15 protein-coding genes are annotated in these 20452 nt (G+C 46.3%); all 15 read left to right on the forward strand.

Annotation, left to right across the window (positions count from 1 at the left end):
* The first annotated feature begins 53 nt into the window (after nt 1–53).
* The 15 genes from MXF20_RS10960 (at nt 54) to gndA (ending at nt 20285) form a co-directional block, all read left to right on the forward strand.
* Nucleotides 54–1088 carry a glycosyltransferase gene (locus tag MXF20_RS10960; RefSeq protein ID WP_325969316.1) on the forward strand — a complete coding sequence of 345 codons (1035 nt, stop codon included), beginning with the start codon at nt 54–56 and terminating at the stop codon, nt 1086–1088.
* Between the two features lie 69 nt (nt 1089–1157).
* Entirely contained in the window at nt 1158–3368 is a 2211-nt protein-coding gene (locus tag MXF20_RS10965) for a phage tailspike protein (protein ID WP_325969317.1), read from the forward strand.
* A gap of 309 nt (nt 3369–3677) precedes the next feature.
* Nucleotides 3678–4940: a colanic acid biosynthesis pyruvyl transferase WcaK gene (gene wcaK, locus MXF20_RS10970; RefSeq protein WP_058757295.1), complete on the forward strand. Its 1263-nt coding sequence runs from the start codon at nt 3678–3680 to the stop codon at nt 4938–4940.
* 3 nt (nt 4941–4943) lie between these two features.
* Nucleotides 4944–6167 (forward strand): glycosyltransferase, encoded by a 1224-nt coding sequence (locus MXF20_RS10975; RefSeq protein WP_325969319.1) that lies wholly within the window; start codon nt 4944–4946, stop codon nt 6165–6167.
* On the forward strand, nt 6164–7504 hold the full coding sequence (locus MXF20_RS10980; RefSeq protein ID WP_325969321.1) for an MOP flippase family protein: 1341 nt from the start codon (nt 6164–6166) through the stop codon (nt 7502–7504). Before MXF20_RS10975 ends, MXF20_RS10980 begins: the two co-directional genes overlap by 4 nt.
* A 132-nt stretch (nt 7505–7636) precedes the next feature.
* The gene (locus tag MXF20_RS10985; protein ID WP_325969324.1) at nt 7637–7939 is read left to right on the forward strand and encodes a hypothetical protein; all 303 of its coding nucleotides are present in this window, start codon (nt 7637–7639) and stop codon (nt 7937–7939) included.
* Nucleotides 7940–8029: 90 nt separating this feature from the next.
* Nucleotides 8030–8926, forward strand: a complete 897-nt coding sequence (galF, locus tag MXF20_RS10990; protein WP_125311249.1) for a UTP--glucose-1-phosphate uridylyltransferase GalF — start codon at nt 8030–8032, stop codon at nt 8924–8926.
* A gap of 45 nt (nt 8927–8971) precedes the next feature.
* A complete protein-coding gene (gene galE / locus MXF20_RS10995) occupies nt 8972–9985 on the forward strand; it encodes a UDP-glucose 4-epimerase GalE (RefSeq protein ID WP_325969328.1) in 1014 nt (337 codons plus the stop codon).
* Nucleotides 9986–10253: 268 nt separating this feature from the next.
* Nucleotides 10254–11381, forward strand: a complete 1128-nt coding sequence (locus tag MXF20_RS11000; RefSeq protein ID WP_325969330.1) for a glycosyltransferase family 4 protein — start codon at nt 10254–10256, stop codon at nt 11379–11381.
* An 18-nt stretch (nt 11382–11399) separates the two neighbouring features.
* Entirely contained in the window at nt 11400–12212 is an 813-nt protein-coding gene (locus MXF20_RS11005; protein ID WP_325969332.1) for an ABC transporter permease, read from the forward strand.
* A complete protein-coding gene (locus MXF20_RS11010) occupies nt 12202–13599 on the forward strand; it encodes an ABC transporter ATP-binding protein (protein WP_325969333.1) in 1398 nt (465 codons plus the stop codon). Before MXF20_RS11005 ends, MXF20_RS11010 begins: the two co-directional genes overlap by 11 nt.
* 4 nt (nt 13600–13603) lie before the next feature.
* A complete protein-coding gene (locus MXF20_RS11015; RefSeq protein WP_325969334.1) occupies nt 13604–15508 on the forward strand; it encodes a hypothetical protein in 1905 nt (634 codons plus the stop codon).
* A 26-nt stretch (nt 15509–15534) separates the two neighbouring features.
* The gene (locus tag MXF20_RS11020; RefSeq protein ID WP_325969335.1) at nt 15535–16728 is read left to right on the forward strand and encodes a glycosyltransferase family 4 protein; all 1194 of its coding nucleotides are present in this window, start codon (nt 15535–15537) and stop codon (nt 16726–16728) included.
* Nucleotides 16729–16732: 4 nt separating this feature from the next.
* A complete protein-coding gene (locus MXF20_RS11025) occupies nt 16733–18760 on the forward strand; it encodes a hypothetical protein (RefSeq protein WP_325969336.1) in 2028 nt (675 codons plus the stop codon).
* Nucleotides 18761–18875: 115 nt separating this feature from the next.
* Nucleotides 18876–20285: an NADP-dependent phosphogluconate dehydrogenase gene (gene gndA, locus MXF20_RS11030; protein WP_325969457.1), complete on the forward strand. Its 1410-nt coding sequence runs from the start codon at nt 18876–18878 to the stop codon at nt 20283–20285.
* The last annotated feature ends 167 nt before the right edge of the window (nt 20286–20452 follow it).

The following is a 20452-nucleotide window of genomic DNA, read 5'->3' on the forward strand; positions in this document are numbered from 1 at the left end:
CAACGCAAATGACTTGGGTCTGGATTTGAGAAATTTGAGGTGAAAAGTATCAGATGAAAAAGATTGTTTTGGTTATTAAGGATGCCTACTCCTACGCAGGCACAGAGAACATCTGCAACTTCATGTCGGAGTGCATGGGTGAAGAGCATGCGGTCACCATTTACTCGCTGGAAGGCCACGGCAAGACGTTTTATCCGTTTGAGCGGGTGAAAGAAATTGTCAGCTTTGAAGGCCACAGCAACCCGATTAAAAGTGCCGTGGCGCGCATCCATCAGGAAGGCTTCGACAGCGTATTCCTCATCAGCATGGGGCGCCTAAGCGTGATGTTTGCCTTCTGGAACCTGATGGCCATGAAGAAAAAAACCTTCAAAGCCTATGCCTGCGAGCACATCGCCATCAACTCTTTTAGCAAGCCGATCAAGCTGCTGAAGTGGCTGCTGCTGCGCTACTACGATCAGGTGATTGTACTCACCGACAAAGACCATCAGGTCTTCAGCCGCTGGCATATTCCCAGCCAGCAAATCCCTAATCCGGTGGTGTACAAATCCTGGCAGCGCGAGACGCGCAGCCGTCAGGCGCTGGCGGTCGGGCGTCTCGATAACCAGAAGGGCTTCGACCTGCTGCTGGATATCTGGGCTGACTTCAGCAAAAAACACCCGGAGTGGAAGCTGGTGATCGCCGGTGACGGCGAACTGCGCCAGCAGCTGCACAATCAGGCCGCGGCGCTGGGCATCACCGACAGCGTTAACTTTGTCGGCAAAGTCAGCAATATCAATGATTACTACCGTGACAGCGACATGGCGCTGATGACCTCGCGTTATGAAGGGCTGCCGCTGGTGCTGCTGGAAGCCAAATCCTGGTCGCTGCCGGTGGTGGCGTATGACTGTCCGACCGGACCGCAGGAGATCATCAACCACGGTGAAGATGGCTTCCTGGTGCCGATGAACGACAAAGCCACCTTCCTGGCGCGCATGGAGCAGCTGGCCAGCGACGATCGCCTGTTCTATGCCATGAGCGAAAAGACCAAAGAAACGGCGCTGAAGTTTGACGGTAACCAGATCAAACAGAGCTGGCTGGCGCTGGTATAACCACTTTTATCGTGCCTCGGGGATACCTTTTCGGCCGCCATGCGGCCCCATGACCACGGGATTGTTAGCATGAAAAGAAGAGAAGTCTTGCAAACTGCAGCCTCCTCCATTGTTGCCGCGCTGTCGGTGAGCGCGTTTTCCAGTTATGCCGCCAAAAGTGGTCAGCCAGCGCTGAAAGCGGTGGATGCGTCCAGCGTGCCGCCGGGCGATGTGCCGATTCTGACGCCGGAAAATGTCTACACCATGCCGCCGCAGTTCTGGCAGAACTTTGAGGGCAAACTGTGGATCGGCGCGGCGGGCAAAGATGCCAGCCAGGCCGGCAACCAGATTCCGGTATATCTGCGCGATGCCAGCGGCAAGATTTCCCAGGTGAGCCAGCCGATTGCGCTCAACAAGGGCAACTTTGCGCAGTTTATCCACGATAATGCGGCGTTAATCGCCAATCCTGCGCATTCGATGGTGGTCGAAGACAACCAGGGCAATACACTGTTTTCCATCAGCGATGTGTCGCGCCCGAACGCCAGCAACTTCAGCCAGCGCCTGGCGCAGCCGAATGGCTATCAGCTGATCGGCGAAATCCCGTCGGTAGAAGAGCTGCGTAAAACCCGGCCGCTGTTTGCCGGGGCGAAAATCAAACTGAAAAGCTGGCACGAAGGGCTGGAAGTGGGCGGCGGCGAATTCGTCGGCGTGTACGGTGAAGGCGCAGATGATGGCGGCGTGATCTTCAGCGGCAACGGCTTCTACTGGCGTCGCGTAGTAGAAGATTTCAACCGTCTGACGCTGTTTGACTTCGGCGCCATCGCCGACGGCAAAACCGATACGGCGCCGGCCATCAAAGCCATGTATCAGTGGTCGCTGAACGCTAACCAGCAGATCTGCGTGCAGTTCCCGGCGGGCACCTTCTTCGTCACCGGCTGTGACTTTGGCGATCAGCAGCAGCGCTTCTTCCGCATTTCCGGTGCGATGGTTAACTTCGGCTATTTCCCGGCGACCACGCTGGTATCTGACGGCCGTTCCGAATTCCTGTTCCAGGTGAACGCGCGCTGGACCGAAATCTCCAACCTGATCTTCAACGGTCAGAACGACAAGCGGCCGAACAAACAGGGGCTGTTCCGCAACACCTGTCCGGGCGGACAATTCTTCCGCGGTGCCTGCCTGCGCTTTAACCGCGTCGGCGGCACCTCCATCAGCCTGCTGGATACGCTGGACTGCAAAATCGACCAGTGGTACGCCGACACCTGTACCGGTGACGTGATCAAAGCCAGCTGGTCCGGGCAGAAGCAGGGTGCGTGGGACCACAGCACGGCGATTGAGCTGTCGAACTTCAACGCCCAGCGCTGCACCGGCGGCATGGTGCTCAACCTGCCGCGCTGCAGCCAGTCGATCATTCACAATGGCTGGATTGAGCACAGCGAGCACCCCGGCGATATCTCAAACGGCCAGTGGATCATTGATGCGCTAAGCCTCGAAGATTGCAAAAACCCGCTGAACGCGCGCAATTCGCGCCTCAACATGCGCCAGACCAATCTGCAGTCTGGCAGCTGGATCGATAACTCGCTGGAAGGCGAGCGCTGGCTGAATATCTGGGAGATGGGCTCAACGCGCGTGGAGTCTTACGGCGTGGCCATCGACGGCAGCCTGAAATACAACTACATCACGTCGCGTTTCCGTCTCGCCAATAACACCAATCAGGCCACCTGGTTCGAGCTGGGGAATTTTTATTCGCCAACCGTGGGTGACAGCTGGGAGATCGAGCTGTTTGGTCAGTCGCAGTTCAGCAACGGCAGCGACAAGCAGCCGCTGCTCGACGTGATGGGCGGTAAACAGACCGGCGGTCGCGCGGTGATTCATCTGCAGCGCAAAACCAGCAAGGCGGAAGCCAGCTGGTCTGCGGAGGGCAGTTCACCGGTGCTGGAGGTACGCGTCGATGCGCGCAGCGATACCGATAGCAAAGTGTTCGTCAAACTGGCGGGCTGGACGCCGACGGCGGTGGTGCTGATTAAGAGCACCGCCAAAGACCGGTTCCTCACCGGCCGCTGCGCGCGCGTTGACGCCACCATGACGCAGGGCAGTCCGACCAGCGGCAGCCAGCCGGCCCCGCAGCGGTTTAGCCTGCACAACGGTAAAGCCGGCATCGGTGGCAACGAGCAGGGCGATTTGCTGCTGGCGTCGCGCGCCCTGAAGCCCGAACAGGTGGATACGAGTCAGCCAAAGGGGTTTGTTTCAGTGGTGATCAACGGCGAGCAGGTGGCGCTGCCGTATTTTGCGCTGAAGTCATGAGGATTTAACGCAGGGAACGGTGCAATTTATCGCGGAGGCCACAACGGCATCGAGCCAGGACGGGCAAAGCGCAATAAATTGCGCCGCTACGGTTGGTGCAGAGGAGATTTCTGCGCTGACCCTTTGCACAGTCTGTAGCGGCGCGATTTATCGCGCATGTCACATCTGTCGCAGGTATCAATTACGTCACAACAGGCAGTCGTTAATTTCGGGCCGCTGGCCCATTAGCAGTTTTTTCTTACAGAGTTCACTTAGCCAGTATGGAACTGGCAGCTTGTAAAAAATTACAAAAATTTATCTGGAGTTTTTATGAAGATTTTATTGGTGGGTAACCATACCTGTGGAAATCGTGGGGATGGCGCGATTTTACGTGGACTGATTGATTCATTGCAGGCCGCGCGTGGGGATCTGGATATCGATGTCATCAGCCGCTATCCAACCAGCTCCGGATATTTACTGCAGCAGCACATCCAGCAGGATTCGCTGTTTCTGCACAACAGTAAGGCGCCAAAAGGGCTGGTCAGCAGCCTGAAGCGCAAAGTCGCCAACCGTCTGATGCCGGACATCATGATGGCGCACCTCGGCAAAGGCGGCGTATACAAATCCTTTTCGGTGCCGCCGCATCTGGCGGAGTTCACCCGCAGCCTGGCGAAATATGACGCCATCATTCAGGTCGGCGGCTCGTTCTTTGTCGATCTTTACGGCGTCACCCAGTTCGATCACGCGCTGTGTGCGCTGATGGCGAAGAAGCCGCTGCACATGATCGGTCACTCGGTGGGCCCGTTTGAAAACCCGCGCGTTAACGCGCTGGCAAACTTTGTTTTTGACCGCGTCGACAGCCTGGTGCTGCGCGAAGAGGTCAGCCTCGATCGTCTGAAGCAGGATGGCGTGACCACCAGCCGGGTGAAGAAGGGCGTGGACACCGCGTTCCTGGTGCAGGCGCGCGAGGTGGAAAATCCGAGCCACAACCTGCTGCACTGGCAGAACATCATCCAGTCGCGCAAAACCATCGCCATTACCGTGCGTGAGCTGGCACCGTTCGACAAGCGTCTTGGCGTGACGCAGAAAGAGTACGAAGCCGCGTTTGGCCGCGTAATCAACGCCATGATCGCCGAAGGCTATCAGGTGGTGGCGTTCTCCACCTGTACCGGCATCGACAGCTATGCCAAAGATGACCGTATGGTGGCGCTGACGCTGCGCGACCACGTTGAGCAGCCGGAGCACTACCATGTGATCATGGACGAGTTCAACGATCTGGAGCTCGGCATCCTGCTCAGCCACTGCCATCTCACCATCGGCACGCGCCTGCACTCGGCAATCATCTCCATGAATTTTGGCACGCCGGCCGTGGCCATCAACTACGAGCACAAATCGCTCGGCGTGATGAACCAGCTGGGTCTGCCGCAGATGGCCACCGACGTGCAGAGCCTGATGGACGGCTCGCTGATCGACAAAGTGCAGACGGTGCTGGCGGATTACGACAACGTGAAGCAAAAAGTGAATACCGCGGTGGCGCAGGAGCGTGAAATCGGCAACCGCATCACCGAAGAAATTCTCAACGTCCTGGGGTAAGTGATGAAGCTAACCTTTTTCACCATGCGTTTTCCGGTTGCCTCTGAGACGTTTGTCCTCAATCAGGTGACGCATTTCATTGATGCCGGCTATGACGTCGAGATCATCTCGGTGTTTCCGGGCGACATGATCAACCGTCATGCCGCGTTCGATGAGTACAATCTGGCGGCGAAAACCCACTATCTGCTGCCGGAAGAGAAGGTATCAAACCTCGACAAACTGACCCAGCGCATCGGGCTGATGCTGCCGAAAATCGCCAAACCGGCGCTGCTGAAGTCGCTTAACGTTGGTCGCTACGGCGCGCAGGCGAAAAAACTGCTGCTGCCGGCCATCGTCGCAAACGCCCGGCAGACTTTTACCGCCGATGTGTTCCTGGTGCACTTTGGCTACGCCGGTGCGCTGGCGAATAAACTGCGCGAGCTGGGCGTGCTGAAGGGCAAACAGGCAACAGTGTTCCACGGTGCGGACATCTCGCGTCGTCACATCCTCGAAGAGCACAAGCTGGATTATGTCAACCTGTTCCGACAGAGCGAACTGATGCTGCCGATCAGCCATCTGTGGGAGAACAAGCTGATTGAGATGGGCTGCCCGCGCGAGAAAGTGCACGTCACGCGCATGGGCATCGAGCCGGAGAAGTTTAACTTCCAGCCGCGTGACGCATTCCACAAACCGCTGCGCATCGTTTCGGTGGCGCGTCTGACCGAGAAAAAAGGGCTGGACGTGGCGGTGAAAGCCAGTGAAATCCTGCGTGATAACGGTGGCCAGTTCCAGTTCACCATCATCGGTAACGGCGAGCAGGACGGCATGATGCGCGAGCACATCGCGCGTGCCGGTCTGGAAGACGTGGTCACCATGCCGGGCTTCAAGCCGCAGGAGGAGATTCGTCAGGCGCTGAGCGAGGCCGATATCTTCCTGCTGCCGTCGAAAACCGCCGCCGATGGCGATATGGAAGGCATTCCGGTGGCGCTGATGGAAGCGATGGCGGTCGGCCTGCCGGTGGTGTCCACCTATCACAGTGGCATCCCGGAGCTGATTCAGAATAACGTCAGCGGCTGGCTGGTGTCAGAGAATGACGCTAACGAGCTGGCGGACACGCTGCTGCGCCTGTCGCGCGGTGACGTTGACGTTGCACCGGTGGTCGCCGCGGCACGCCATAAAGTGGAAACCGAGTTCAATCAGCACATCGCTTACGGTGAGCTGGCGAAAATTCTGGAGCGCATGGTGTGAGTGGATTAAAAAAACAGGCGATGTGGCTGTTTGGCAGCACCTGCTTTGCCGCGCTGCTGCAGGTACTGCAACTGGCGGTGCTGGCACGCAAGCTGGAAGCGCATGAGCTGGGTTTGCTGGCGATCATCAACGCCATTCTGGCGGTGGCTACCGTGCTGCAGGACATGGGCATGAGCAGCTACATCGTGCATCGTCAGGAGATCACGCGTCGTGAGCAGAGCACCATCTACTGGGTCAACGTCTCGCTGAGTTTCTGCACCGGTTTAATCATGCTGGCCATCGCCTGGCCGGTGGCGTGGTTCTACCATCTGCCGGAGCTGACGGCGCTGATTATGCTCACCAGCCTCAACTTCCTCGTGCTCGGTCACCTGTCGCAGTATCAGGCGCACTATGTGAAAACCAAACGCATGGTGACGCTGGCGAAGATTGAGATGGGCACCAAGCTGTTTGCCTTCCTGTGTACGGTGGCGATGCTCTACTTCACCTCCCTGACGGTAGCGGCGGCGATTCTCGGGCTGTTCATCAACGCCTTCACACGTATTCTCTGCATGATCTACTTTGGTGAGAAGTCGTGGCGGCCAACCTGGGAGTTCGACGGCAAAACCTTTGTCAGCGCGGTGCGTTACGGTATTTATCAGCTGGGTTCGCAAACCATCAACCAGCTGCGTACTCAGGCCGATGCGCTGATCGTCGGTAAAGTGATGGGCGCCGAGATGCTGGGGATTTACTCGCTGGCGAAAGAGCTGATTCTGCAGCCGCTGAAGCTGGTGTCGCCGGTGATTAACCGCCTGGCGCTGCCGCGCTTTGCCGAGAAGCAGCACGATCCCGAGCAGCTGAAAAAACTGTTCCTCAAGGGCACCTTCGTCATCATGCTGTTCAGCAGCGCGATGTACCTGGCGATTGGCGTGCTTTCACCGGTGATTGTGCGTGTGCTGTATGGCGCTTCACACGAGCAGGTGTATCACCTGATTCCGCTGATGCTGCTGTTCGGCATGCTGCGCCCGATGGGCGGCCTGACCGGCGCGATTTCTCAGGCGAACGGACGCACCAATGTCGAGTTCTACTGGAATATCGTCGCCAGCCTGGTGGTGGTGGTAGTGCTGGCCACTACGTGGATCTGGCCGAACGTGATTTACGTGGCGCTGACGCTGTCGATTTCACAGGTGCTGATCTCCGCCTTCGCGCATCCGTTCTTCATCAAACCGGTGATTGGCATCCGCTTCATGCCGTATGCGCGCCAGTGGGTGTCGGTGTCGGTGGTGTTTGTCGGGCTGATGCTGCTGGTGAATCATTTCAACCTATTTGTCAGACCCGAGTGGTTTGCGGGCTGGCTGTAAGCGGTGATGACGGGAGTGGTCGTTAGCAATGACAACACGTTTGTCAGTTAAGCTCTGAAACCGTTCAGCAACCGTTGCACTTTTGGTAGCGGCGCAATTTATTGCGCGATAAATCGCGCCGCTACGAATTTTATGCGATTTGTGTTTGCTGTTACTGAACGGCATTACGCCATTTTGCGACCAAACTCTGACGCCACCGGTCAAAACAACATCCTTAATCGCCGCCAGCCTTTTCCGCCGCGTCTTACATCTGCGCCCTCAATGATGTTCCCGCAACACCGCTCTAAACGCTCAATAATTACTGGCCTCACCGCTCATCGCCTTGCACTCAGCCTTCCGCTGTTTTTCAGCCATTTAGCCGCTTTTTTTCCCGGCCTGATCACCGGGCGGCAGATGGACTTTTTGACGATTTTTTATGTGTTGACAGAGAGTTAGTGCCGGATTTTCAGATAAAGATTATACTTGCTCAACCGGCCGATCCTGCATAATCGACCCCACGTATTCACTTCATGAAATGGAATAAATATGACCAAGCTTAAAGCAGTAATCCCGGTTGCGGGTCTCGGTATGCATATGCTCCCTGCGACTAAAGCCATTCCGAAAGAGATGCTGCCTATCGTCGATAAACCCATGATTCAGTACATTGTCGACGAATGCGTGGCGGCGGGCATCAAGGAGATTGTGCTGGTCACCCATGCTTCCAAAAATGCAGTGGAAAACCACTTCGATACGACTTACGAGCTGGAAGCGCTGCTTGAAGCGCGCGTAAAACGTCAGCTGCTGAGCGAAGTGCAGTCAATCTGTCCGCCGGGCGTGACCATCATGAACGTGCGTCAGGCGAACCCGCTGGGTCTTGGCCACTCCGTACTGTGTGCCCGTCCGATGATTGGCGACAACCCATTCGTGGTGGTACTGCCAGACGTGCTGCTGGATGACTCTACCGCTGACCACCTGCGTTACAACCTTGCCGCGATGGTGGCACGCTTTGAAGAGACCGGCCGCAGCCAGGTTCTGGCGAAACACATGCCGGGCGAAGATCTGTCGGAATATGGTGTGCTGACCACCGAGCAGCCGCTGGAAAACCCAGGCGACATGAGCACCATCACTAACTTCGTGGAAAAACCCGAGCATCCGTCAGAGCTGAACTCAGACCTGACCGCCGTGGGCCGTTACGTGCTTTCCGCGGATATCTGGGATGAACTGGAGCGCACCGAACCAGGCGCATGGGGCCGCATCCAGCTGACCGATGCCATCGCTTCCCTGAGCCAGAAAAAACCGGTTGATGCCCAGCTGCTGACCGGCACCAGCTTCGACTGCGGCCGTAAGCTCGGCTACATGCAGGCGTTCGTTTCTTACGGTCTGCGTAACAATACCCAGGGCCGTGACTTCCGCGAAGCGATCCAAAAAATTCTGGCAAAATAATCCCTTTCCCCGCCGCGCAGGTTGCGCGGTTTTAAAGGAGTACACATGGCTATTTTGGTAACGGGCGGAGCAGGGTACATCGGCTCCCATACGGTGCTGGCGCTGTTAGCGCGCGGCGACGACGTTGTAGTCCTGGATAACCTTTGCAATGCCTCGCGCGAAGCAATCAATCGCGTTGAGAAGCTGGCCGGTAAGAAAGCGGTATTCGTTGAAGGCGACATCCGCGACCGCGCCTGCCTGCGCGATTTGTTTGCCAGCAATGACATCTCGGCCGTGATTCACTTCGCCGCGCTGAAAGCGGTGGGCGAATCCACGCGCATGCCGCTGGAATACTACGAGAACAATGTCGCCGGGACCGTGGTGCTGCTGGAAGAGATGCGCGCCGCCGGCCTGTGGAACTTTATCTTCAGCTCATCCGCCACCGTGTATGGCGCTGACGCACCGGTTCCATACGTCGAAACGACGCCGATTGGTGGCACCACCAGTCCGTACGGTACCTCCAAGCTGATGATTGAGTTGGTGATGCGCGACTTCGCCAAAGCCGAGCCGAACTTCAAAGCCATCGCGCTGCGCTACTTCAACCCGGTCGGCGCGCACGAATCCGGTGAGATTGGCGAAGACCCAAGCGGTATTCCCAACAACCTGCTGCCGTACATTGCGCAGGTGGCGATTGGTCGTCTGGACAAACTGGGCGTGTTTGGCGATGACTACGACACACCAGACGGCACCTGCCAGCGCGACTACATTCACGTCGTTGACCTGGCGGAAGGGCACCTGAAAGCGCTGGATCACCTGCCAAAAGTTGAAGGCTACAAAGCTTACAACCTCGGCGGCGGCAAAGGCTTCTCTGTGCTGGAGATGATCAAGGCGTTTGAACAGGCGTCCGGTAAACAGATTCCGTTCGAGTTCAAACCACGCCGCGACGGCGATCTGCCAGCGTTCTGGGCGGATGCCAGCCTGGCCAACAAAGAGCTCGACTGGCGCGTCACGCGCGGTATCGATGCGATGATGCGCGATACGTGGAACTGGCAGTCGAAGAACCCGAATGGCTTTGAGTAAAAATTCAACGCTAAATCATAAGCCTGTCAATGGACAGGCTTTTTTGCTTTTAAAAAACGAGCAATAGAAACAATCATCCGATGCTCTTCTTTCACATACATTTGTTAGGTGCTAGGATTTCGTGAAAATTGCACTAACAATTAGGTTCGAAAGTACATAATTTAAGCATTACATCGGGTACACATGCTTACAGTGGGGATAAATGAGCATTTTGGTTGCTAGAGCCAAGGGCGGTAGCGTGTTCATTAAGTAAAAAATTGAGGGTTTAATGAGGATAATTTTCTTTGTTAACACTGCATGGTATTTCAATCTTCATTGGATTGAGCGTGTTAATAAATTACTTGATGATGGGTACGAGGTACATCTTGTCACAAGTTTAAATGATGAGCGAATCCGAAAAATAATTGAACAACAAGGGGTTAAATGTTGGCATTTAGATATTGATAGGTTTTCTTTGAATTTAATATCTAATTTGAAAGTGCTTTATGGTTTCTATATTCTCTTAAATAAAATAAAACCAGATCTCATACATACTATAACTATTAAGCCTAATATCATTGGAGGAATAATTGCACGACTTAAAGGAATACCCCAAATAATAAGTATTGTAGGATTAGGTAGAGCATTCCAAAAAGATGATAAACTAAAGAAAATTGGTGCATTCTTATATAAAGCCATACTTTATAAAAACGATAGAGTAAGGATGATATTTGAACACAACGCGGACAAACTTTTTTTTAAAACATTTTCCTCGATAAAAGATAGCGATCTTTATGTTATCAACGGTGCAGGTGTAAATACCGACAAGTTTTTTTATAAGCCAGAAATAGTTGGGCAAAGAACAAAAATACTTTTTGCTAGCAGATTACTAAAGTCAAAAGGGCTGGAAATTGTTGTAGAAAGCATTAGAAATTTGAAAAAAAATGGAATCAATGTTGAATTGATGGTAGCAGGTATTGTTGATAATGATGACCCTGATCACATTCCGTTGGATCAGCTTTACAATTGGCAGAATGAAAATTTAATTCAGTGGCTAGGCACGCGAGATGATATCGAAATTTTATTGCAGGAATGCAATATAATGATTCTGCCGACAAAGTACGCTGAAGGTATACCAAGAATAATTCTCGAGGCATGCTCCGTTGGAAGAGCGTGTATAGTTGGTAATATGCCTGGATGCCAAAGTATTATAACCAATGGAGTAAATGGGATAATTTTAGAATCTCATAATGCTAACGATTTATGTAATGAAATAAAGTTTTTACATGAAAACCCTGAAATAAGGAAAGAGTTTGGGATCAACTCAGCAAAAAAAATAAGAGAGTTTTTTTCGACTGAAATAGTGGTTAACGAAACATTGAAAGTTTATCAAAGTGTGATTATTGATAAGAAATAAAATTAAATAGGTAAAAAAATGCTACTTTCTAGTAAAAACATGCTGGCTAGCTTTCTAAAAAATAGAGGGCTCATTTGGCAAATGACTAAACGTGAAGTAACAGGTAGGTACAAGGGTTCGTTTCTTGGATTGGCTTGGTCATTATTTAATCCGCTAATGATGCTAACGGTGTATACCTTTGTTTTTTCGGTTGTATTTAAAACAAGATGGGGAGGAGATCCAGATGCTGGAAAAGCTGATTTTGCGATAGTACTGTTTACAGGTTTAATAGTTTTCAACCTGTTTTCTGAGTGTATCGGTCGTGCTCCAAGCTTAATTACTTCCAATGTAAATTATGTGAAGAAAGTTGTTTTTCCATTGGAAATATTGTCGTATGTTAATTTCTTTGCTGCTTTATTTCATTCATTAGTTAGTTTTGTCGTTTTATTGATAGCTATTATTGTTTTCAAGCATCAGGTACATCTTACAATATTACTACTACCACTTATTGTCCTTCCACTAATGCTTGCGATCTTGGGAGTAAGTTGGTTTCTTTCCGCATTAGGGGTTTTTGTAAGGGATGTTGCCCAGACAATCAGTATAATAGTAAGTGTATTGATGTTTATGTCACCTGTATTTTATCCAGTTGCGGCATTACCTCTTTCTTTTCAGAAAATAATTTTACTTAATCCTTTAGCTTTTATGATTGAGGAAGCGCGCAAAGTAGTATTCTGGGGTGTTGAACCAAACTGGACTATGCTGGGTGTAAATCTCATTATAGGGTTATGTATATGTGTTCTCGGATTTGCATTTTTTCAGAAAGTAAGAAAAGGGTTTGCTGATGTCTTATAATGATAAAGTAATTTGTGTTGAAAATATCAGTAAATGCTACCAAATCTATAATAACCCTCGTGATAGACTTAAGCAGTTCATCATACCAAAATTAGAAGGGATTCTTAAAAAAGATAAAACCCAGTTCTATAATGAATTTTGGGCTTTGCAAAATATTAATTTTGAAATTAAAAAGGGTGAAGCTGCTGGTATCATTGGACGAAATGGCTCTGGAAAAAGCACCCTCCTACAGATTATAACTGGCACATTAACACCAACGAGTGGAATGGTAACAACCAGTGGGCGTATTGCTGCTTTGTTAGAGTTAGGCTCTGGTTTTAACCCAGAATTTACAGGCAGAGAGAATATATACCTGAATGGGGCTGTACTTGGATTAACAAAAACAGAAATTGATAATAAATTTGATGCAATAGCCGGATTTGCAGATATTGGATCCCATCTCGAACAACCTGTTAAGACCTATTCAAGCGGTATGATGGTTAGGCTAGCGTTCGCCGTTCAAGTACAACTTGAACCGGATATTTTAATTGTTGATGAGGCACTTGCTGTAGGAGATGCTTTATTTCAAAAACGTTGTTTCAGACAAATTGAAAAGTTGACGAGTGATGGAGTAACTCTACTTTTCGTTTCACATGATCAAGAATCCGTACGTACATTGACGAATAAATCTATATTGCTCGATCGTGGTAAGCAGATAATGACAGGCTTGTCATCTGAAGTTCTTTTAGAATACCGTAGGCTGTTGCATGATGAAGAAAATAAGTTTTACGCTAATCTGACCGATGAAATAAGTTCAAGAACAAGAGCAGATCTCAAAGATGACTTGGCTGAAAAGGAAAAATACGAGCAGAGCGATATTGTAGATAATGAAGAAATAAAAGAAACACTGCGTTCAGACAAACTTTCTTTTGGTGAAGGTGAGGCTACTATAGATGGAGTTGAGTTATTTAACGAAGAAAATGAAAAAGTAAACGTTTTCAATCCAGGTGAAAAGATTAAGATAAGAGTTCATTTCACTGTTCACAAAGAAACAGATAAACTCAATGTTGGTGTGAGAATCAGAAATAAAGAAGGCGTAAAAATTTATTCATGGGGGACTCTGAATCAAGACATGTATAAACGAAGCAAAAATATAGAAAATGATATTTTTTGGGCTAAGAAATTCTATCGTGGTGATAAACATTTTGTGGATTTAGAGTTTGAATGCACGCTGGGAAGTAATTTATATGAGATACAGGCATCCGTTTCTCATGAGGAAACTCCTGACTACTTTTCACAAAAAATATTACACTGGCGCGATGAAGCTGCGTTTTTCCATGTGCATGTCTTACGTGATATTTACTTCTTCGGTGGCCTGACAGATTTAAAAATGACAGCCAAGTGGTGACTAAATGATAAATGCGTTAGCTATTGAAAAATCATTTGGAGTTGGTAATTATATTTTGGTGGATTGTACAGTCGAACTCAGAAACCAGCTTTTGTTAGCTGGATATAAAGTACTGCCTATCTGTAATCAGCAGCTAAAAAATATTTGCGATATAGAAGACGAATATGACTTCATTATAATAAATGTTGAAAAGTCCTTTCATGATTTAGATTGTAATGATTTAAGACAATTTATTAAGAAAAATCAATCAATTAAGAAAGTAGGATTTTATAAGACGGAGGAAGATTTTGAGAAAAAACACTTTGATGATGTAATAAGTGTTTTTAAGGAAAACTTTTTTAGTTTAGATGAATTTGGCAATGCTGAGTCAGAAGTTTCAGGTTTAATTTTCTTAAAAAAAGAGTGCGGTAAAAATAATAAAACTCCAGCGCATACATTGAAAAATAAATTGGGTTTTGAGTTAATTAAATATATTAGAGCTAATGAAAACATTTGTATCATTGGAAATGATGCTGGTTGCTTAGCCGGATTTCTAATAGAAAATTCCGAGGTCGGAAGCGTCAAAAATTTTCCTAATGTAAATAATTACATTACGAGAATAGAGAAAGGTATTAAGGAAAAATTTATTAAATGTAAGAAAAAGGATGACTATTTCGATTGTATTATAGTTATAGATGAATTATTCCAAATTTCTGACTTTTCTTCACTATACTACTTAGGGAAGAATCTATGCCCGGGTGGAAGAATTATATTCAAATCAGATTCATTCTGCATCGATGAATTGGACGAATATTTCGAAATAGAAGCGACATATCATCTCGAAGAGGTCCCTAATTTTTTCGAGAAGTTTGGTGGTGAGAAGCATATTGGGAAATTGAATAATTATTATGTAGTAATGAAAAGCCCATTAAAAGATATTGATTTATTCAAATTCAAAGAAAAAACATATCTTTATAGTTCGCCTCCACGTCATCTATTATCTTTTGAGAATGATTATTGTAACCCTTGGCTAGTAAAAGCAATGGTTGAGTTTCCAACTCGAAATAAAAATAAATATGCATTAGAGCGATACGCAAAAAAAGTAATTAATTCTTACAGGAAAGACTCTCCCGATTATGGTTCTGCATTAGCAATAATTGGATACCAAAGAATAGCATCTGGCGACAGTGATACAGTTTTGTCCTTAATAGAGGGCTATATTACTGAAGTGGAAAAATTATTAAACAAAACCCCTCATCAAATAAGGTGGTTAATATCACTCTCTGTTCTGGCGGGGGAGTTATTAAAAATCCAAAATAAAAGGCAGAAAGCTCTTGAAATGTATTGCAAGGCTATTTCCTATGATTACACCGAGTTCAGTCCAACTATTGGAACGAAGGTTTTACAAGCTTATTATAACATTGCGATTATAAACTATTGTAACAAAGAAGTTAAGTTATCTCAGAAAGCCCTTAATAAAGGATTAGAAATTAGCATTAATCTTTTAAATGTTGAAGAAACAGAGCTTATTGGTGATAAGAATTCGCCCCTTGTTTTCACAATCTTTATTTATCATGATATTTTAGATTGGACAATTAAACTGTTCAATCTAAAAAACCATTTAGGTAAAAAGAATAAGTTGTTACCTAAACTTAATGGATCAACATGGTCTGGCATGCTGAAGGAGCGCATGGATGCAATAAATAATATGGATGGGATGATCAAATCCAGAGATGCTGTGATTATTAGTCAGGGAGAGATGTTAAACGAAAGATGGAATGCCATAAATGAGATGAAAAAAGAAATCGAAGCGCAGAGGTTATTGATTGAAGAAAGATGGAATGCAATGCAGGAAATGGAACAGATGATTATTGAAAGGGATAATGAAATTTTAAATCTCAAGAGCCTTTTAGCATTGCAAAAAAGTTAAGTTTATCATTTAGGTTGAAGATAATTATGTCAATTATATCATGGTTTATCCCAAGTTTAATTAAAGGTTCAGGCGGTCACAGAACTATTCTACAGCATGCGCATTTTTTAGAAAGTAAAGGCCATAATTGTTATATTTATCTTGAAGATGAACATGGTATAGGAAACGCATCGGATAAAATCAATTCTCTATTTAATCTGAACTTTAGTAATGTTTTTTATGGATGGAAAAATGCTATCCCTTGCGATGTCGCCATTGCTACGGTTTGGTATTCATCTGCATTTGTTGCTGCACTTCCTTTCAGCTGTAAAAAAGTCTATTTCGTGCAGGATTATGAGGCTTGGTTCAATCCTATGGGCGATGCTTATATAATGGCTGAAAACTCTTATCAATATGGTTTAACACCGATAACTATTGGCCGTTGGTTAAGGCACACACTTAAAACAAAGTTCGACGTCAACGGTTATCATTTTGAGTTTGGCGCTAATTTGGAGGTTTATCGCAAACTGCCAAACATAAAGAAAGAAAATTCCATTTGTTTCATTTATCAACCTGACAAACCTCGTAGATGTGCAAAGCTTGGACTTGAGGCATTAGGTATAGTGAAACATCGATATCCTGATGTGAAAATATATTTATATGGTTCAGATGAGAAAGATAATGTTTGGTTCGAACATGAAAACCTCGGGTTAATAGATTTAGAAAAATGTAATGAACTTTATAATAAGTGTAAGGTTGGGCTATGCTTGAGTTCATCCAATCCGTCAAGAATTCCATTTGAAATGATGGCTTCAGGATTGCCAGTAGTTGAATTATGGCGTGATAATAATTTATATGATCTGCCGAGTGATGCAGTGTCATTAGCTAAGCAAACACCAGAGAGTCTCGCAAAAGCAATTATTCGAATTCTAAAAGATGATGAACTGTGTGGAAAAATGTCTCGGTCTGGTTTGGAGTTCATGTCGCAAAGAGATTTGAATATAGAAACAACCCAATTCTACAATGCGATTAATAATATATTAGTGAATGGAGAATATAAAGAGTCGCAAATGTGTAGGATTTTTAAAGGCGAAATTGTTGAAGAAGAATTTACTCCTGAGGCAAGTCTTGCGGCTTTGCATATATCTTCGCCGTCTCGTCTTAAAAGAATTGCTATGATGCTCCCAATTAGTTTTAGAGAGCCTTTGAGAAAGATTTATAGAATCATTAAAGGTATGTAATTAAATGTCCTTGAAAATTAAAACTGTTGATGTATGGGATACATTACTCAGAAGAAAATGCCATCCTGACGTTGTTAAGATGGCTTCTGCCAGATATCTGTATCTCAAATATTACGATCTTCATAAACAATCTGATTTAAACCAGCTTTTTTTAAAACGCGTAGAAATTGAGAGGCAGATAGGTAAAGATAATGTTGAAAAGGGATTTGACGATGAATACCTTTTTGAAGACGTTGTGTTCCAATGGTGTAATTCTCTATTAGTAGACTGCTCATCACAAAAAATTAGTGCTATTAGAGATGAACTATGTGAATATGAATTTAATTTAGAGCTTGCTTTAACAGAACCAGATTCTGATATCGCGTCGTTACTTGAAAATAATCCATCCGATAAGACGTTATTTTTATCTGATTTTTACATGTCCAACGATAGATTAAAAGAATTAATTAAGAAAAATGGACTTAGTAATTCGGTTTCGGACGGTTATTCTTCTGCAGATATAAAATTAAATAAACGGTCTGGACACCTGTTTGACTATATAAAAAAGAAATATCAACTTAATGGCGATGACTGGTTGCACATAGGTGACAATGAGTGGTCTGATAAAGATCAGCCTGAAAAACGTGGCATTAAAACGATCCACTTTATGCCTGCAAAAGCGCACCAAATAAGACTGAATCATGAGTTGCAATTTCATGATAGAAATGCTCTTTACGAGAGAACCCTTTTAAATATAGAGATGGAATTAAACAAGTTACAAAAAGATAACTCTGATGATGTATTTAAGCTTGGTATTAAATGTTCACCGTTTATCGTAGGCTATGTACTATTTGTTCTAGAAAAGGCAATTGAAAATAAATGTGATAAAGTATTCTTCTTTACAAGAGAAGGCGAGTTTTTCATAAAAGCGTTTAAAATAATCATTGCTAAATTACAATCTGATCTACCGGATATAAGATTCCCCGAATACGAACTCTTAGAGGTCAGCCGTTTAGCGACGTTTTCAGCATCTGTTAAAGATGTCAACATCAATGAAATGATGAGGGTGTGGAACCTTTATAGTTCACAATCGATGGACGCTCTTTTTAAAACTCTTGATATCGAAACTGATTTACTTAAGGATATCTTAGTTAAGCATTCGATTACACCAGAGGAAATCATTCGTTACCCTTGGCAGGATGATAGAGTGCAAGGTCTATTTAAAAATAATGATTTTGTAAAAATATTATCTAATCATTGCTTGAATAAAAGAAATCAGTTGATTTCATATTTATCCTCTAAAGGGTTAAACAATGAGAAGCAAAATGTTTGTGTTGTAGATGTTGGTTGGAGAGGCACCATCCAGGATAATATTGCACTGATATTACCTCAAGTTAACTTGCATGGTATATATTTAGGACTGGCTAAGTTCTTGAATGAACAACCAATAAATAGCAAAAAATATTCATATGGCCCAGACCTGAACGTTTCAAATGAATTGCCTCATTTCCTTGATTCTGTTGCACCAATCGAGATGATAACAAATTCTCCTTCAGGCAGTGTTATTGGTTATAAAGAAATAAATGGTTCAACTGAAGCGATCAGGAAAATAGATCACGATGAAAATAGAGCTTGGGAAGATTTCACCGAGGGTTTTCAGCGCGGTATTCTTTCTGCTTTAGATTTTTGGAAAGAAGAAGTTGCAATGCATGTTATTACTAGTAAAGAACTAAGGCCTCTAGCAATGAAGATATGGGGCGATCTTATTACTGGTACAAGTGATAAACTAAATGATACATTTAGTAACCTTACGCATAATGAAACCTTTGGCCTCGGTGGGTATGTTAATAAGAAACACGCCCCTTCACTTTATGATATTGCGCGCGCATTTTTTAATTGGAATAAAAGGCGTGAGCTGATTGATTTTATTGTTGCAAATCAATGGAGCGATGGAGTTAGAAAAAGAAAGGATTTGTCTTTTTTAAATCGAACCGCTCTTGCCTTGATTATTGATTTAGCAATGATATACAAACGGCATTTTATGCGTAGATAACATCGGATGATTTTTAGAAGATGTTTTTTTGTGCTTTGAAATGTCCTTTTTATTGAGCTTTAGTGACCTTAGTGTTAAAAAAGGTATATCAGTTTCTACTAGACAGGAGTATGTAATGTCCAAGCAACAGATCGGCGTTGTAGGTATGGCAGTAATGGGCCGTAACTTGGCTCTCAACATTGAGAGCCGCGGTTACACTGTTTCTATCTTCAACCGTTCACGTGAAAAGACTGATGAAGTTATCGCTGAAAATCAGGGCAAAAAACTTGCTCCTTATTACTCTGTAGAGGAGTTTGTCGAGTCGTTAGAAAAACCTCGCCGCATCCTTCTGATGGTACAGGCAGGCGAAGCGACAGACAAAACCATCGCTTCACTGACGCCACACCTCGATAAGGGCGACATCCTGATTGATGGCGGTAACACCTTCTATAAAGACACTATCCGTCGTAATAAAGAACTGTCTGATCAGGGCTTCAACTTCATCGGTACCGGTGTCTCTGGCGGCGAAGAGGGCGCACTGAAAGGCCCATCGATCATGCCCGGCGGTCAGAAAGAAGCGTATGAACTGGTAGCGCCAATTCTGGATAAAATTGCTGCGCGTGCAGAAGACGGTGAAGCCTGCGTTACTTACATCGGTCCGGACGGTGCTGGTCACTATGTGAAGATGGTGCACAACGGTATCGAGTATGGCGATATGCAGCTGATTGCAGAAGCATACGCGTTACTGAAAGGCGCACTCGGTCTGAACAATGAAGAGCTGGCTAAAACCTTCACTGACTGGAACAACGGTGAGCTGAGCAGCTACCTGATCGACATCACCAAAGACATCTTCACTAAGAAAGATGAAGACGGTAAATACCTGGTTGATGTGATTCTGGATGAGGCAGCCAACAAAGGTACCGGTAAATGGACCAGCCAGAGCTCCCTGGATCTTGGCGAGCCACTTTCTCTGATCACTGAGTCAGTATTTGCTCGTTACCTCTCTTCCCTCAAGTCACAGCGTGTTGCAGCTTCTAAAGTGCTGAGCGGCCCTCAGGCGCAAGCCTTCACCGGTGACAAAGCTGAATTCATTGAGAAAGTGCGCCGTGCGTTGTATCTGGGTAAGATCGTTTCTTATGCTCAGGGCTTCTCTCAGCTGCGTGCTGCCTCAGAAGAGAACAACTGGGATCTGCATTACGGTGAAATCGCGAAGATCTTCCGTGCTGGCTGCATCATTCGTGCACAGTTCCTGCAAAAAATTACCGATGCTTATGCGACTGATGCTGACATCGCTAACCTGCTGCTGGATCCCTACTTCAAAAACATCGCTGATGAATATCAGCAGGCGCTGCGTGATGTTGTTTCTTATGCCATCCAGAACGGTATTCCAACGCCAACCTTCTCAGCGGCAATTGCATACTACGATAGCTATCGCTCAGAAGTGCTGCCTGCTAACCTAATTCAGGCGCAGCGCGACTATTTTGGTGCGCATACTTATAAGCGTATCGATAAAGACGGTGTTTTCCATACAGAATGGCTTGATTAATTTCTACCGTTAACAAAAAGCCCGTAAGTTTAACTTGCGGGCTTTTTTTCTTTACTAAATCAATTTATTGCTTTAATGTTTCTAAACTTATAACTTTATTAAGACCACTCCATGAAGCATAGTAAACATCGGATTGAAGCTTTAGATGGGTTGAGGTTTTTTGCTTT

This window comes from Pantoea dispersa (assembly GCF_035783935.1).
GTDB lineage: Bacteria > Pseudomonadota > Gammaproteobacteria > Enterobacterales > Enterobacteriaceae > Pantoea > Pantoea dispersa_C.

Bases quoted from the DNA above. Each gene is read 5' to 3' on its own strand.
- MXF20_RS10960 (WP_325969316.1), top strand. From the start codon at position 54: ATGAAAAAGATTGTTTTGGTTATTAAGGATGCCTACTCCTACGCAGGC.
- MXF20_RS10965 (WP_325969317.1), top strand. From the start codon at position 1,158: ATGAAAAGAAGAGAAGTCTTGCAAACTGCAGCCTCCTCCATTGTTGCC.
- wcaK (WP_058757295.1), top strand. From the start codon at position 3,678: ATGAAGATTTTATTGGTGGGTAACCATACCTGTGGAAATCGTGGGGAT.
- MXF20_RS10975 (WP_325969319.1), top strand. From the start codon at position 4,944: ATGAAGCTAACCTTTTTCACCATGCGTTTTCCGGTTGCCTCTGAGACG.
- MXF20_RS10985 (WP_325969324.1), top strand. From the start codon at position 7,637: ATGCGATTTGTGTTTGCTGTTACTGAACGGCATTACGCCATTTTGCGA.
- galF (WP_125311249.1), top strand. From the start codon at position 8,030: ATGACCAAGCTTAAAGCAGTAATCCCGGTTGCGGGTCTCGGTATGCAT.
- galE (WP_325969328.1), top strand. From the start codon at position 8,972: ATGGCTATTTTGGTAACGGGCGGAGCAGGGTACATCGGCTCCCATACG.
- MXF20_RS11000 (WP_325969330.1), top strand. From the start codon at position 10,254: ATGAGGATAATTTTCTTTGTTAACACTGCATGGTATTTCAATCTTCAT.
- MXF20_RS11005 (WP_325969332.1), top strand. From the start codon at position 11,400: ATGCTACTTTCTAGTAAAAACATGCTGGCTAGCTTTCTAAAAAATAGA.
- MXF20_RS11010 (WP_325969333.1), top strand. From the start codon at position 12,202: ATGTCTTATAATGATAAAGTAATTTGTGTTGAAAATATCAGTAAATGC.
- MXF20_RS11015 (WP_325969334.1), top strand. From the start codon at position 13,604: ATGATAAATGCGTTAGCTATTGAAAAATCATTTGGAGTTGGTAATTAT.
- MXF20_RS11020 (WP_325969335.1), top strand. From the start codon at position 15,535: ATGTCAATTATATCATGGTTTATCCCAAGTTTAATTAAAGGTTCAGGC.
- MXF20_RS11025 (WP_325969336.1), top strand. From the start codon at position 16,733: ATGTCCTTGAAAATTAAAACTGTTGATGTATGGGATACATTACTCAGA.
- gndA (WP_325969457.1), top strand. From the start codon at position 18,876: ATGTCCAAGCAACAGATCGGCGTTGTAGGTATGGCAGTAATGGGCCGT.